Below are 14,115 nucleotides of genomic sequence, written 5' to 3'. Positions count from 1 at the left end.
GTATGGACAAGGAAAAAATCATAACTGAACTCAATAGGCATAAAAAAATGCCTTGTTTGGATTTTAGACTTAAACAAGAGACTGAAGATTTTACGGATACTCTTTTTTATACTCTATTCGACACTAACACTCCGGTGGCGGTGAACTTAGAGTTATTGGAAAAAAAATTCAACAACTTAATGGATATGGCTTGTTGGGATTTGGAAAAACCCAAAAATGAGCTTTGGAATAATTACATTTCACATTTACCACAAATTCTGGAAAATTTGAATTTGGATGCGGAGGCCATATTGAACTGTGACCCAGCATCATTGTCGCTTCAGGAAATATATATGGCCTACCCTGGTTTTTATGCCATCGCCATTTATAGATTGGCACATGAACTTTATGAGGAAGATGTACCCTTGATTCCTCGGATGATGACCGAATATGCGCACAGACAAACCGGTGTTGATATTAACCCCGGAGCTAAAATTGGAAAATCATTTTTTATTGATCACGCCACTGGTGTTGTTATAGGCGAAACAGCTATAATCCATGATAATGTAAAATTGTATCAAGGCGTTACCCTTGGCGCGCTCTATGTTGCCAAAAATTTAGAAAACACAAAACGACACCCTACGATAGAGAACAATGTTACCATTTATGCCAATGCAACCATTTTGGGTGGTGAGACCGTAATAGGTGAAAATTCCATTATCGGCGGTAATGCTTGGTTGACATCATCAGTTCCTGCCAATTCCAAAGTTTATCATACACCAGAAATTAAAATAAAGACAACTCCAAATGTCTAACAGCATACTAGATCTTATCGGAAACACGCCATTGGTGGAATCCAAAGTTTTGAATACAAATCCAAACGTGAAAATCCTGTTCAAGCTGGAAGGGAACAATCCCGGAGGAAGTGTAAAGGATAGACCGGCTTATAATATGATCCAAAGTGGACTCGAACGAGGTGATTTCTCCAAGGAAACCAAACTAATTGAAGCTACCAGTGGAAACACCGGTATAGGCCTAGCCATGATTGCAGGTATTTTTGGACTTGATATTGAACTGGTGATGCCCGAAAACTCAACCAAAGAACGTGTGCAGACCATGCGGGCTTATGGAGCCAAAGTTACTTTGACCCCTGCCGATGTAGGCATTGAGGGTGCTAGGGACTATGCCGAGGCTAAAGTTGAAAACGAAGGCTTTCGATTGTTGAATCAGTTTGCCAACGACGATAACTGGAAAGCGCATTATAAAACCACCGGGCCAGAAATATGGAGGGATACCGATGGACAAATCACACATTTTGTATCCAGTATGGGAACTACCGGTACCATAATGGGCACTTCTACTTATTTAAAGGAACAAAATCCCAACGTTCAAATAGTGGGTGTACAACCAACGGATGATTCCAAGATTCCGGGAATTCGTAAATGGCCACAAGAGTATCTGCCAAAAATTTTCAATCCCAGTAAAGTGGATACGGTAATGGAGGTCAGTGAAAAAGAAGCTAGGGCAATGGCAAAATTACTGGCAGAGAAAGAAGGTATATTTGCGGGAATGAGCAGCGGCGGTGCAGCGGCGGTAGCTTTGCGTCTTGCGGAAAATTTGGAGAGTGGCACCATAGTTTCCATTGTCTGTGACCGTGGTGATCGTTACCTATCTTCGGACCTTTTCGATTAAAGAAGCCTTTTTCATGTCGATTTTTTAGGGTTTCACCTTGTATTTACCGTGTTATCCAACATTGAATGCGGCTCATCGATTTCTTTAAAATAGTGGTTTAAAAACTCCGTTCTTTATGTTGAATTAAGTCCCAAACCTACATTTAACATGAATACAATATCAAAAATCATCACTTGGAAAAGAAATATCCTGGCCAGTACAGCAGTTTTGTTAACCTTAATGGTTTTAAGCTTTTATGGCGTATACACCAACCAGTTTTATTTCTTAAAGCCTGATAATTATATCATTCCTATTCTCACCTCGGTACATTTCCTTTACCTATATGTAATTTGGTTCAAGATTACCGAAGGTGAACTACCTGACCCTAAAATGCGGAACATCGAGTATGCTCTTTATGCAATTATGATTGTGTACTTATTTAAAATTTATGATAGTGCAATGGTATTGTACTCTATCGAAACGTTTGAGGAGCATGTAATACCGGCAACCTTTAAACCTATGGCAACACTTTCTTTGGTATTGTACAGTATTCTACCTATCCTATCACTGTACACTTTTTGGTTAAGAAAGCGGTACATAGGAAACTACAATTTTGAAAATTATAACGACAATTTGAATATTTGGCAATAATTTACAGTCCTCGGATATAGTTTCCATATAGATCTTTAAACTGGTATCCTTGTTGAAAGCGATGTTTGCTCAGTTTGTTGTGGGCAACCAACCCCCAAAGCAATAGTTCTTTTAGGAAATAGGAATCATCTTTTGATATTTCAGGTTGATATTTCTTTAATAGATGATTCAATGGACCGATGGAATCTAGTTTGGATTTGTATTCCTCCTCTTTTTCGTCTTCTAAAAGCTCAAAACCTTCGCCATCAAAGAACCAGCTTACCAGTTCATCATATTCATTTTGTTCTTCTTTACGTTGAAGCTTATCAATTTTGGGAAAATAATCAGGAAATAAGGATTTAACGGCGTCCTCTATCAATGATTCTGCTACCGAATCCGCTCCCTCCTGTTCACCTTCGTATACCAATTCTATTTTTCCTGTAATGGAAGGAACTACGCCCATAAAATCGCTTAGTCGGACGTTTGTTTGTTTATCACCAGAAATGATAGCTCGTCGCTCTGCTGTACTTAATAAATTCTCAAAGGCAGTAATGCTCATCCGGGCACTTACGCCACTTTTTGCATCCACATACTCACTGTTTCTTGCTTCAAAACTGATTTGCTCTAATAGGTCTAAAGCAATCTCTGGAACATGGACAATATCAGATTGACGTTTGTCTAACTGCGCCTCTTGCTTGGTGATTTTTTTGGCGATTTCAATACTTTCCGGGTAATGGGTAAGAATCTGTGATCCAATTCTATCTTTTAAAGGAGTAACAATGCTACCTCTATTGGTGTAATCTTCAGGATTAGCAGTAAATACAAATTGGATATCCAAATGCAAGCGAAGCTTAAAACCGCGAATCTGAATATCTCCTTCTTGCAAAATATTAAACAGCGCTACTTGAATCCTCGCTTGGAGATCGGGCAACTCATTAATTACGAAAATACAGCGGTTTGCCCTCGGAATCATCCCAAAATGGATCACACGGTCATCGGCATAGGACAACTTTAGGTTTGCAGCTTTTATGGGATCTACATCACCAATTAAATCTGCTACGGTAACATCTGGTGTAGCCAATTTTTCATAAAAACGATCACTTCTGTGCACCCAGCTTATTGGAGTTTTATCACCCTTTTCTTTGATGAGTTCGGTGGCATAACGAGAAATGGGTTCCAATGGATCATCATGTACCTCTGAACCTTCCACTATCGGCATCCACTCATCCAGCAATTGTACCATTAAACGGGCCAAACGTGTTTTAGCTTGTCCTCTTAAACCCAATAAATTGATGTTGTGGCGAGAAAGTATGGCCCTTTCAAGTTCTGGAATCACAGAGTTTTCGTAACCCCAAACCCCTTCAAACACCTGCTCTCCTTTGGAGATTTTATCCAGAAGGTTTGCCCTGAGCTCATCTTTAATACTTTGACTTGTATAGCCCGCTGATTTTAAATCGCCTAGTGTCTTTATTTTGGTATGATCCAAGTTCATATGTTGTATTATCCTTTAATTCTTCTTTTTCTGTTCTGTTCGTAATCTTCAAAAATCATTTCACCCAGACCTTTAAGTCCTGTATAAAAAGCTTTGCCTTTGTTTGCTTTGGTAAATTCTCGTACAAACTGCATTAGGTACGGGTCTTCTGCAATCATAAAAGTAGTTATTGGAATATGAAGTTTACGAGCCTGTTGTGCCATTGCGTAGCATTTTTCAACAATATAGTCATCCAAGCCCACGCTGTTTTTATAATAGTCACCATTGGGAAGCCGCAAACAAGATGGTTTTCCGTCGGTGATCATAAAAATCTGCTTATTGGTATTTCTTTTTCTGCGAAGCATGTCCATAGCCAATTGAAGCCCGGCGACAGTATTCGTGTGATAAGGCCCTACTTTTAAATATGGTAAATCCTTGATGGGAATCGGCCACGCATCATTACCAAAAACCAAAATGTCCAATGTGTCTTTTGGATAACGTGTTGTGATGAATTCCGCCAAGGCCATTGCTACTTTTTTTGCTGGTGTGATTCGATCTTCACCGTACAAAATCATACTATGGCTAATGTCGATCATGAGAACCGTGCTCATTTGAGCCTTGTATTGGGTGTCTTCAACAACCAAATCTTCCTCACTCAACGAAAAATTGTCCAAACCGTGGTTTATTTGGGCATTTTTCAAGCTTTCCGTCATACTGATGTGTTCCAGGGAATCCCCAAAACGGTATTCCCGAAACTCGCCCGTATGTTCATCGCCTTTGCCGGATTTGCCCGTTTTATGGTTTCCAGAACCGCTGCGCTTAATTTTTCCGAATATTTGATCCAAAGCCCTTTGTCGTAGCATGCGTTCAAGCTTGGAAGTAATCGAGAAGCTTCCACTCCCTCCATTTTCATCGCCCTCTTCGCCTTCGCCGCCCCGTGGATCATTCATATCAAACTCCTCACGGATGTAACCTTTGGCCTTGAGGTCTTCTATAAAATCATCTATCGTGTAATCGTCGTCGGTAAGTTCGTATTCTTTATCCAGTTCACGAAGCCAGTCCAAAGCTTCCTCCAAATCGCCCGAAGTGTGGGTGATGAGTTCCTGGAAAATCTCAAAGAGCTTTTCAAACGGAGTTTGGTCCGGAGCCTCGTAATTGGTAAAACGAAATCCTTTCCTTGTATTCATAGCCATTACATAAAATTACGGCATTTCGCTGTAACGACTGGGTCTTTATAAAAAACTTAACGGATTTGTTTAATGCCGTTTTTGGAGTACTTTGGCAATATCGTCCAAGGTGTATCCTTTGGCTTGCAATAAAATCAGATAGTGAAACAACAGGTCTGCACTTTCATTTAAGAACAGGTCCTCGTTATCGTCTTTGGCCTCAATCACAGTTTCTACGGCCTCCTCCCCTACTTTCTGTGCTATTTTATTGATGCCTTTGCGGAACAGGGATGCCACATAGCTATCTGGATTCTCTTGATCATTTTTTCTAGATGTGATAACATCTTCCAAAGTGGACAAGAAACCATAATCTTGAACATTTTTTTCTGCCCAACAAGTATCAGTTCCTTTATGACACGTAGGCCCCACGGGATTCACATTTACCAATAGCGTATCGTTATCGCAGTCCACTTGCATGTCCACAAGGTTTAAAAAATTACCACTTTCTTCCCCTTTGGTCCATAATCGCTGCTTAGAACGACTATAAAACGTGACTTTTTGAGTCTCTTTGGTTTTTTCGAACGCTTCTTGGTTCATATAGCCCAGCATCAAAACATTTTTGGTTGTTGCATCTTGAATAATGGCTGGTACAAGTCCGTCTGGGTTCTTATCGAAGTCTATTTTCATTTCTATATTCTTACAGGAATTCCTTCTTCCTTTAATTCTTGTTTTAATCTGTTGATTTCGATTTCTTTAAAATGAAAAACGCTAGCAGCTAAGGCGGCATCAGCCTTTCCATCTTTAAACGTATCAGTAAAATGTGGGATGGTTCCCGCACCACCTGATGCAATCACAGGGATATTGACCAATTCCGATAATTTTGCCAAAGCTTTGTTGGCAAAGCCATTTTTGGTGCCATCGTGATCCATGGAGGTAAACAAAATTTCACCAGCACCACGTTCTTCCACTTCTTTTGCCCATTCAAAAAGGTCTAGTTCCGTAGGAACTTTACCTCCTACCAAATGCACCTTCCATTGTTCTTCTATTTGTTTGGCATCAATAGCAACAACGATACATTGCGAGCCAAATTTGGCTACTAGTTCATTAATCAATTCAGGTCGTTTCACCGCAGAGGAATTTATAGAAACCTTGTCGGCCCCATTTTTAAGGAGCACATCTACATCTTCCACAGAAGAGATTCCTCCTCCAACGGTAAACGGAATATTGATGGTTTCCGCTACGTGATACACTAGTTCGGCCAAGGTTTTTCGTTTTTCTTCCGTGGCGGATATATCTAAAAACACCAGTTCGTCGGCGCCTTCTTTAGCATAGATATCTGCCAATTCCACTGGGTCACCTGCATCGCGGAGATCCACAAAGTTGATGCCTTTTACGGTTCTTCCGTTCTTTATATCGAGGCAGGGTATAATTCGTTTTGTAAGCATTTATTTTTATTAATTGAATCACCAATAATTGGTTGTCGTCACCTTTAATTTATTTCAGGGCCTCACCACTCTTGTTGATGGGATGCTGAAACGAGTTCAGCATGACGCTTTTATGTTAGTCGTTTTTTACATTTAAATCAACTCCTGAATAAAAGCCCAAATCTTTATCTTTTAAAATTTTAGTCCAAAGCGCTATCTGACCGGTATGGTATGATAAGTGTTCGGTGGCATGAATAATGTTGCCAACGCCAGAAAAATTAAACCCTTGAACATATCGTTTCCGTAATAATTCTTCCAATGGCGCTTCGTAAAAAGCTCTTTTGGCTTCGTCTATGGTATCTTCCAGCTTTTTGATAAGTTCCGACTTAGTATAGCCTGATTCTGTTGAAAATTCTTCATCTCGCTGCCGATCATCTTCCAAATTTTGAATAGATGAAATTCCATATTGTGTAATATTACCACAAAGGTGAAGTATTAGATTGGCTATACTATTACTGGATTTGTTAGGTTTTTGCCAGATTTGTTCTTCTGATAATTGATCCAAGCATATTTTGATCATACGAAGACTTTCCTTCATACGATAGCCCGAATTCCAAATTAATTCTTCTTGGAGTTGTTTGTCTTTATCCATTTTTGAGAATGTATTGTTCCAACTGTTTTAAACTGATGTTACCTTCATAAATGGCCTTGCCAATAATTGTGCCTTCACAACCTATTTCGGTAAGTTTTGGGAGTTCGTCAAAGGAGGAGATACCACCACTAGCTATTAAATTTAAGCCTTTTTTAGTTTTAGAGATAAATTTTTGGTATAATCCAAATGCTGGACCTTCCAACATACCATCTTTACTGATATCTGTGCAGATAACATATTCAATACCCTCTACCTGATATTTTTGTACAAAAGGAATTAAATCTAGGTCAGATTCTTCTTGCCAGCCGGAAACAGCAACTTTTTCGTTGTTGGCATCTGCTCCTAGAATAATTTTTTCTGCACCAAACTTTTCCAACCAACCCAAAAAGGTGTCATGGTCTTTCACCGCTATGCTCCCACCTGTGATTTGATATGCTCCGCTTTCAAAAGCAATGTGCAGGTCTTCATCGGATTTTAATCCCCCACCAAAATCAATTTGCAAATTGGTTTTTGAAGCAATGGTTTCTAAAACCTGGTGGTTAACAATATGCTTGGATTTTGCCCCATCCAAATCCACCAAATGCAAATATTGAATACCGTGTGCTTCAAACTCCTTGGCTACTTCCAATGGATTTTCGTTATATATTTTTTTTGTGCTATAATCTCCTTTGGAGAGCCGGACACATTTTCCATCTATGATGTCTATTGCTGGAATCAATCTCATAATTATAGGTTTAAGAAGTTTTGCAATATCTTACCGCCGACATCACTGCTCTTTTCTGGGTGAAACTGCACTCCATAAAAATTATTTTTCTGCAAGGCAGCGCTATAGGTTACGTCATATTCCGAAGTGGAAATGGTTTCATCTCCAATGGGTGCATAAAAACTGTGTACCAAATAGATATATGATTTCTCAGGAATATCGGTAAAAAGCTTACTCTTTAAATCTGAAATTTGGTTCCATCCAATTTGTGGCACTTTTACATTGTTAGAGAATTTCACAACATCCAAATTAAAAATACCCAGACCTTTGGTATTACCCTCCTCTGAGGAATGACACATCAATTGCATACCCAAACATATGCCCAAAACAGGTTGTTTTAAGTTTGGAATCACTTTATCCAACCCAGTATTCCTCAATTTTGACATCGCTGAGCTTGCTTCCCCCACTCCTGGGAAAATAACTTTGTCCGCACTTTGAATCTCTTCCGCATCATGACTTAAAATGGCCTCATAACCAAGCCTTTTTATGGCAAACATGATACTCTGGATGTTTCCTGCACCATAGTCAATTATCACTATTTTCATAACGAAGTACGATATTTAAAGTTTGAAGTACGAAGTGATTTATTTAACTCTTTATTATTTTGCATTTGCTCTTGCCGTTTTTATTGAGGAAACCACTATGGCCAATATTTCGCTCGCCTCGGTATGTAATGATTTCATTTCTGATAAATTATTTTGACTTATTTCTATTAAAAGCTCTAGAAAGTACATGCTCTCATCAATTTCTTCCTCTACTATTTTGAGCTTATTAATGAAATCTGCCCGTGATTTTGCACGTTGTGAAGCTCTATAATTAGCTCCTACCGAACTTGAGCATCTAATCAATTGGTTTACATATGCATTAAACTCTCTAGACTTTGGAATGTCCGAACATAACTTCCAAGTTCTGATAGCAAATGCCTTTGTTCTATCCTTCAACTCCTTTCTCATCGGTTTTTTTCAACTAATCGGTGTAGTTCGTACTTTGAACTTCCCTCTTCAAACTTTTATAACATTCCTTTAGTTGATGGCAACACCATTTTTTCCGCATCTCGCTTTACCGCCATTTTAATGGACTTGGCAAACGCTTTAAATATGGCCTCTATTTTATGATGCTCATTGGTGCCTTCTGCTTTAATATTCAAATTGGCCTTGGCTCCATCTGTGAACGATTTAAAAAAGTGCATAAACATTTCCGTGGGCATATCTCCTACTTTTTCGCGTTTGAATTCGGTATCCCAAACCAACCAGTTTCTTCCACCAAAATCAATGGCCACCTGTGCTAGGCAATCATCCATGGGCAGACAAAAGCCATAGCGTTCGATTCCCAATTTATTGCCCAGCGCTTTGGAAAATAGCTCTCCAAGAGCAATAGCCGTATCTTCGATAGTGTGGTGTTCATCCACTTCCAAATCTCCATCTACCTTAATTTTTAAATCCATTTGACCGTGTCGCGCTAATTGGTCTAACATATGATCAAAAAACGCTAAACCTGTGTCGATTTCACTTTTACCAGTTCCATCTAGGTTGATTATGATTTGGATATTCGTCTCGTTGGTTTTCCGTGATATTTCTGCAACACGGTTCTCCAATTTTAAAAACTCGTAGATTTTTTGCCAATCGTTGGTTTCTAGAGCAATATATTCATCCAGTTCTTCTCGTTTCACTGTAATCTCGCTGGTTCCCAAATGGGTTTCATCATTGATAAAAATTCCTTTGGCACCAAGATTCTTTGCCAATTCTACATCTGTCAAACGATCACCGATAACAAATGAATTTTCGAGATCATATTCCTCAGAAAAATAAGAGGTCAGCATTCCTGTCCCCGGTTTGCGTGTATCGGCATTGTCGGCAGGAAAAGTTCTGTCAATGCATACTTTGTCAAACACAACACCTTCGTTTTCAAAAGATTTGATTATAAAATTGTGTACAGGCCAAAAAGTTTCTTCGGGAAAAATATCGGTTCCCAGTCCATCTTGGTTGGTAATCATCACCAATTCGAAATCCAATTCTTTGGCAATTTTACCGAGAAAGGTGAACGCTTTTGGGTAAAAAATCATTTTGTCAAAGGCATCAATCTGCTCGTCGGCAGTTTCTTTGATGATGGTTCCATCACGATCAATGAATAATACTTTTTTGCCCATTACTGTATTGCTTTTAAAATGGCTATCAATTTTTTGTTTTCCTCTGGTGTGCCTACGGTAAACCGCAAGGTGTTTTCACAAAGTGGTTGTGTACTTCGATTGCGCACTACTACTTGTTTTTCCAATAACTGCTGGTAGCGTTTGTTGGCATCATCCACCTTAGCCAATACAAAATTGGCATCGGTCGGATATAATTTTATTACAAACTCCAAGCTGTCCAAAGCTTTCATCAATTCAGTTCTTTCGTCAAGAATTTGCTGTACCTCTTGATTTACCAAATCCTGATTCAATACACGTTGTAATGCTCGTTGTTGCGTTAGTTGATTGACATTGTATGGTGGTTTGATTTTGTTTAAAACCCCAATAATCTCTTCCGATGCATAGCATATCCCCAATCGGATTCCTGCCAAACCATAGGCTTTGGACAAGGTTTGGGTCACAATTAGATTGGGATATTTTTTAAGCTGTGATATCCAACTTTGATCCTTGGAAAAATCGATGTAAGCTTCATCAATTACAACTATTCCTTTAAAGGAATCCAGTAATCTTTTTATGCCATCATTTTTGAAGGAATTCCCTGTGGGGTTATTGGGGGAACAGATAAAAATAAGCTTGGTGTTGGCATCCACAACCTTTAGAATTTCATCCACGTTGGGCTCAAAATCAGTAGTTAACAATACCTCTTTATTTTCCACGGAATTGATGCCGGAAAGCACCTTGTACATGCCATATGTAGGCGGTAGAGTGATGATATTGTCCTTATTAGGTTCACAAAATGCCCTGTAAATCAAATCCAACACCTCGTCGCTTCCATTACCGAGTAAAATTTGATTTTCCGATACTGCTTTTTGCTCTGCCAATAGTGATTTTAAGCTTCGCTGATAAGGGTCTGGGTAGCGGTTGACCCCACTATCAAATGGGTTTTCGTTGGCATCCAAAAAAATCATATCGGAGCCATCGGAAACATATTCGTCCCGTGCCGAAGAATAAGGTTGTAGTTTGCGCACCGATTCTCTTACCAAAGTGTTTACATTGAACCCTTCCATTATTTCAAATTTTTTAATCGCAGGGTCACAGCATTTTTATGTGCTTGTAATCCTTCTGCTTCCGCCATAAGCTCTATGGCTTTACCTATACCTTGTATGCCTTTTTTTGAAATTTTTTGAAAAGTCATACTCTTCATAAAACTATCCAAGTTTACACCGCTGTACTGTTTGGCATACCCATTAGTGGGCAAGGTGTGATTGGTACCAGATGCATAATCCCCCGCACTTTCGGGTGTAAAATTACCAATAAACACTGAGCCTGCATTTTGAATATTCGCTACATAAAAATCTTCATTTTCAACACAAACAATAAAGTGCTCAGGACCATATTCGTTAATCAATTCCAAAGCTTCTTGGTCATTGTTTACCAAAATTAATTTACTGTTGGCAATGGATTTCTTGGCAATTTCTGCTCTTGGCAATTGAGGTATCTGTTTGTCAATTTCTTCCTCCACAGCTGCAATCAATTTTTTGGAGGTTGAAACCAAAATCACTTGACTGTCCACGCCATGTTCTGCCTGACTCAACAAATCCGAAGCCACAAAAGATGCGTTGGCAGAATCATCTGCCACCACTAAAAGTTCACTTGGTCCAGCGGGCATATCGATGGCTACCCCATATTTGGTGGCCAATTGTTTCGCAACGGTCACATATTGGTTTCCAGGGCCGAAAATCTTGTACACTTGTGGGATGGATTCGGTTCCGAAGGTCATCCCTGCAATGGCCTGAATACCGCCCACTTTAAAGATTTGGGTTACGCCACAAAGTTGGGCCGTATATAAAATAGCAGGATTGATTTCACCATTCTTATCTGGTGGACTGCAAAGCACAATTTCGTTGCATCCCGCCAATTTAGCTGGGATGGCCAACATCAAAATAGTAGAAAACAAGGGAGCCGTACCCCCTGGAATATATAATCCAACCTTCTGGATAGGGCGTTTTTCTTGCCAGCACTCTACCCCGGGCATGGTTTCTACTTCAACTTTTGATGTTCTTTGGGCTGCATGGAACTTCTCAATGTTATTTTTGGCCAAATTAATGGCTTGTTTTAAAGCATCTGAAACCGTAGAACTGGCTTTCTCGATTTCTGAAGTGGAAACGATTAGCGAATTCAAGGTAACTTTATCAAATTGGGTCGTGTATTTTTTTATAACGATATCACCATCAGATTGTACTTCCTTGAAAATATTGTTGACCACACTTTCAATATCGGAAACGGTCTGCGTTGGGCGTTTCAATATTTTGGTCCATTCCTTTTGCTCTGGATAGTTGATACGTTGCATTACAATACCATTTTTTCAATAGGACAAACCAAAATACCCTCGGCACCAGCAGTTTTTAACTCATCAATAACCTCCCAAAAGGTTTCACGATTAATTACCGTGTGTACTGAACTCCACCCTTCTTCGGCAAGAGGAAGCACTGTAGGACTGCGCATTCCAGGTAGAATGGAAATTATCTCATCCAACTTGTTGTTTGGCGCGTTCATCAACACATATTTATTCTGACGGGCTTGAAGAACAGATTTAATCCTGAATTGGATTTTCTTCAATAGTTCTTTTCGTTCTTCGGAAATCGTTGGAGAAACGGCCAAAACCGCTTCACTTTTAAGCATTACCTCCACTTCTTTCAAATTATTTTTGAACAGCGTGCTTCCACTGGACACAATGTCACAGATTCCATAAGCCAAACCAATATTGGGTGCAATTTCCACAGAACCGTTGATAATATGCAGATCAGCGGTAACCCCTTTGGATGCCAAGTAGTCCTTTACTGTGTTTGGGTAGGAAGTTGCAATTTTCTTACCTTCAAAATCTTTAATGGAGGTGTAAGTTTCACTTTTTGGCACTGCAAGGGATACACGGCACTTGGAAAAGCCCAATCTTTCTGCAATAGAAATATCCTTTCCTTTTTCAATAAGAACATTTTCTCCAATAATGGCGATATCCACTACGCCATCACGCAAGTATTGAGGTATATCACCATTCCGTAAGTAAAACACTTCCAACGGAAAATTACGGGATGTTGCTTTTAACTGATCTTTTCCATTGTCTATGGAGATACCACAGTCCTTTAAAATTTTAAGGGAGTCATCATTTAAACGGCCACTTTTCTGAACCGCAATTCTAATTTTTGTCATTTTTCAATCGTTTTGTCTGAAAGACCAAATGGGTGCAAAAAATAAACCCGTTTGATTTCTCAAACGGGTTAGAACATATTTTAATAACAACAATACATTTCTATCTCGCTTGAGGGCAAGTATAAAAATGATGATGTGTGTTTTTGTTTCTCATTACGATTCAAAAGTAGGATATATTTTTATATCAAAAAAGGGAAATTTAGTTATTTCCCAAAATTAATGGCAAACCACTGTCTCCAGAACCGACTACTATTACTTTGGAGTTTGGTGATTGCGATAGTTTAATGGTGGCATCTATACCTTTGTCCTGTAATATCTTATCGGTTAATGAAGCACTAAGTATCCTGTTTGCATCTGCTTTACCTTGAGCTTCAATACGAACTTTTTCGGCTTCTTTCGATGCAGTGACCAATCTAAATTCATACTCTAAGGATTCTTGTTCTTGCTTTAATTTACGTTCAATGGCATCTTTTATGGTGGGCGGTAAGGTTACATCCCTAACCAAAACCTCGTTGAGTTGTATATACTGATCTTCAACAATTTTTTGGGTTTCTTCAAAAATTTCTTGTTGAATAGCATCACGTTTACTAGAGTAGAGCTGTTCGGGCGTGTATCTTCCCACAACGCTACGGGCCGCAGAACGAATTGCAGGCAACAAGACACGATCAATATATTGTTCGCTCTTTTCTTGGTGAAGTTTGCCCAGTTCGTTAAAAGCAGGTTGAAACCAAACCGATGCCTCCAATTTAATGTCCAGACCGTTTGAAGATAGCACATTCATTTTTTCGGTCTTTTCTTGTTGTCTAACTTCATAAATAGTCACTCTATTCCAAGGCGCCACCAAGTGAAAGCCTTCACCTAAGGGCGGACCATCCGTTACTACACCTCCCCCAAAGGTTTTGTAAAGCACCCCGGCCTCTCCTGATCCGATGGTGATTGCTGATTTTGAAATAATAATAATTAAGAAAATAGCCGCTGCCAATGCAGGCAATGCAATCTTTGGTAATTTATCCATATTTATTTTGAT

16 protein-coding genes are annotated in these 14,115 nt (G+C 39.3%); 3 read left to right on the top strand and 13 right to left on the bottom strand.

The genetic code is table 11. The features are described from left to right. The first annotated feature begins 2 nt into the window (after positions 1-2). The 3 genes from epsC (at position 3) to MWU56_RS02660 (ending at position 2,301) form a co-directional block, all read left to right on the top strand. The gene (gene epsC, locus MWU56_RS02670; RefSeq protein WP_247041967.1) at positions 3-794 is read left to right on the top strand and encodes a serine O-acetyltransferase EpsC; all 792 of its coding nucleotides are present in this window, start codon (positions 3-5) and stop codon (positions 792-794) included. After that, positions 787-1,671 (top strand): cysteine synthase CysM, encoded by an 885-nt coding sequence (gene cysM / locus MWU56_RS02665; RefSeq protein WP_247041966.1) that lies wholly within the window; start codon positions 787-789, stop codon positions 1,669-1,671. The genes epsC and cysM overlap by 8 nt, the downstream gene beginning before the upstream one ends. A gap of 147 nt (positions 1,672-1,818) precedes the next feature. Beyond that, positions 1,819-2,301 carry a hypothetical protein gene (locus MWU56_RS02660; protein WP_247041959.1) on the top strand — a complete coding sequence of 161 codons (483 nt, stop codon included), beginning with the start codon at positions 1,819-1,821 and terminating at the stop codon, positions 2,299-2,301. A gap of 1 nt (position 2,302) precedes the next feature. Here the strand turns inward: MWU56_RS02660 and MWU56_RS02655 are convergent, their stop codons facing one another. From MWU56_RS02655 to MWU56_RS02595, 13 genes are all read right to left on the bottom strand, one after another. Next, positions 2,303-3,772 (bottom strand): magnesium chelatase, encoded by a 1,470-nt coding sequence (locus MWU56_RS02655; protein WP_247041957.1) that lies wholly within the window; start codon positions 3,770-3,772, stop codon positions 2,303-2,305. Between the two features lie 8 nt (positions 3,773-3,780). After that, entirely contained in the window at positions 3,781-4,944 is a 1,164-nt protein-coding gene (locus tag MWU56_RS02650; protein ID WP_247041955.1) for a vWA domain-containing protein, read from the bottom strand. A gap of 63 nt (positions 4,945-5,007) precedes the next feature. Beyond that, a complete protein-coding gene (hisIE, locus tag MWU56_RS02645) occupies positions 5,008-5,604 on the bottom strand; it encodes a bifunctional phosphoribosyl-AMP cyclohydrolase/phosphoribosyl-ATP diphosphatase HisIE (protein ID WP_247041952.1) in 597 nt (198 codons plus the stop codon). Positions 5,605-5,606: 2 nt separating this feature from the next. Further along, positions 5,607-6,362: an imidazole glycerol phosphate synthase subunit HisF gene (gene hisF / locus MWU56_RS02640; RefSeq protein ID WP_247041951.1), complete on the bottom strand. Its 756-nt coding sequence runs from the start codon at positions 6,360-6,362 to the stop codon at positions 5,607-5,609. Between the two features lie 115 nt (positions 6,363-6,477). After that, the gene (locus tag MWU56_RS02635; protein ID WP_247041949.1) at positions 6,478-6,993 is read right to left on the bottom strand and encodes a DinB family protein; all 516 of its coding nucleotides are present in this window, start codon (positions 6,991-6,993) and stop codon (positions 6,478-6,480) included. Then, positions 6,986-7,717 carry a 1-(5-phosphoribosyl)-5-[(5-phosphoribosylamino)methylideneamino]imidazole-4-carboxamide isomerase gene (gene hisA, locus MWU56_RS02630; RefSeq protein ID WP_247041947.1) on the bottom strand — a complete coding sequence of 244 codons (732 nt, stop codon included), beginning with the start codon at positions 7,715-7,717 and terminating at the stop codon, positions 6,986-6,988. Before hisA ends, MWU56_RS02635 begins: the two co-directional genes overlap by 8 nt. A gap of 2 nt (positions 7,718-7,719) precedes the next feature. Then, a complete protein-coding gene (gene hisH / locus MWU56_RS02625; protein WP_247041934.1) occupies positions 7,720-8,301 on the bottom strand; it encodes an imidazole glycerol phosphate synthase subunit HisH in 582 nt (193 codons plus the stop codon). A 54-nt stretch (positions 8,302-8,355) separates the two neighbouring features. Next, a complete protein-coding gene (locus MWU56_RS02620; RefSeq protein ID WP_247041932.1) occupies positions 8,356-8,709 on the bottom strand; it encodes a four helix bundle protein in 354 nt (117 codons plus the stop codon). A 56-nt stretch (positions 8,710-8,765) separates the two neighbouring features. Beyond that, positions 8,766-9,902, bottom strand: coding sequence for a bifunctional histidinol-phosphatase/imidazoleglycerol-phosphate dehydratase HisB (hisB, locus tag MWU56_RS02615; RefSeq protein ID WP_247041930.1), 1,137 nt, complete (start codon positions 9,900-9,902; stop codon positions 8,766-8,768). Then, positions 9,902-10,948, bottom strand: coding sequence for a histidinol-phosphate transaminase (gene hisC, locus MWU56_RS02610; RefSeq protein ID WP_247041928.1), 1,047 nt, complete (start codon positions 10,946-10,948; stop codon positions 9,902-9,904). The genes hisB and hisC overlap by 1 nt, the downstream gene beginning before the upstream one ends. Further along, a complete protein-coding gene (hisD, locus tag MWU56_RS02605) occupies positions 10,948-12,231 on the bottom strand; it encodes a histidinol dehydrogenase (protein ID WP_247041926.1) in 1,284 nt (427 codons plus the stop codon). Before hisD ends, hisC begins: the two co-directional genes overlap by 1 nt. Next, positions 12,231-13,088, bottom strand: a complete 858-nt coding sequence (hisG, locus tag MWU56_RS02600; RefSeq protein ID WP_247041924.1) for an ATP phosphoribosyltransferase — start codon at positions 13,086-13,088, stop codon at positions 12,231-12,233. The genes hisD and hisG overlap by 1 nt, the downstream gene beginning before the upstream one ends. A gap of 199 nt (positions 13,089-13,287) precedes the next feature. After that, positions 13,288-14,103 (bottom strand): prohibitin family protein, encoded by an 816-nt coding sequence (locus MWU56_RS02595; RefSeq protein WP_247041921.1) that lies wholly within the window; start codon positions 14,101-14,103, stop codon positions 13,288-13,290. Positions 14,104-14,115: the final 12 nt, after the last annotated feature.

The organism is Allomuricauda sp. F6463D (assembly GCF_023015965.1).
In the GTDB taxonomy this organism is placed as follows: Bacteria; Bacteroidota; Bacteroidia; order Flavobacteriales; family Flavobacteriaceae; genus Flagellimonas.
Note: the sequence above shows the minus strand (reverse complement) of the source record. Positions and strands in the feature narration are given on the sequence as shown.

Bases quoted from the DNA above. Each gene is read 5' to 3' on its own strand.
- epsC (WP_247041967.1), top strand. From the start codon at position 3: ATGGACAAGGAAAAAATCATAACTGAACTCAATAGGCATAAAAAAATG.
- cysM (WP_247041966.1), top strand. From the start codon at position 787: ATGTCTAACAGCATACTAGATCTTATCGGAAACACGCCATTGGTGGAA.
- MWU56_RS02660 (WP_247041959.1), top strand. From the start codon at position 1,819: ATGAATACAATATCAAAAATCATCACTTGGAAAAGAAATATCCTGGCC.
- MWU56_RS02655 (WP_247041957.1), bottom strand. From the start codon at position 3,772: ATGAACTTGGATCATACCAAAATAAAGACACTAGGCGATTTAAAATCA.
- MWU56_RS02650 (WP_247041955.1), bottom strand. From the start codon at position 4,944: ATGGCTATGAATACAAGGAAAGGATTTCGTTTTACCAATTACGAGGCT.
- hisIE (WP_247041952.1), bottom strand. From the start codon at position 5,604: ATGAAAATAGACTTCGATAAGAACCCAGACGGACTTGTACCAGCCATT.
- hisF (WP_247041951.1), bottom strand. From the start codon at position 6,362: ATGCTTACAAAACGAATTATACCCTGCCTCGATATAAAGAACGGAAGA.
- MWU56_RS02635 (WP_247041949.1), bottom strand. From the start codon at position 6,993: ATGGATAAAGACAAACAACTCCAAGAAGAATTAATTTGGAATTCGGGC.
- hisA (WP_247041947.1), bottom strand. From the start codon at position 7,717: ATGAGATTGATTCCAGCAATAGACATCATAGATGGAAAATGTGTCCGG.
- hisH (WP_247041934.1), bottom strand. From the start codon at position 8,301: ATGAAAATAGTGATAATTGACTATGGTGCAGGAAACATCCAGAGTATC.
- MWU56_RS02620 (WP_247041932.1), bottom strand. From the start codon at position 8,709: ATGAGAAAGGAGTTGAAGGATAGAACAAAGGCATTTGCTATCAGAACT.
- hisB (WP_247041930.1), bottom strand. From the start codon at position 9,902: ATGGGCAAAAAAGTATTATTCATTGATCGTGATGGAACCATCATCAAA.
- hisC (WP_247041928.1), bottom strand. From the start codon at position 10,948: ATGGAAGGGTTCAATGTAAACACTTTGGTAAGAGAATCGGTGCGCAAA.
- hisD (WP_247041926.1), bottom strand. From the start codon at position 12,231: ATGCAACGTATCAACTATCCAGAGCAAAAGGAATGGACCAAAATATTG.
- hisG (WP_247041924.1), bottom strand. From the start codon at position 13,088: ATGACAAAAATTAGAATTGCGGTTCAGAAAAGTGGCCGTTTAAATGAT.
- MWU56_RS02595 (WP_247041921.1), bottom strand. From the start codon at position 14,103: ATGGATAAATTACCAAAGATTGCATTGCCTGCATTGGCAGCGGCTATT.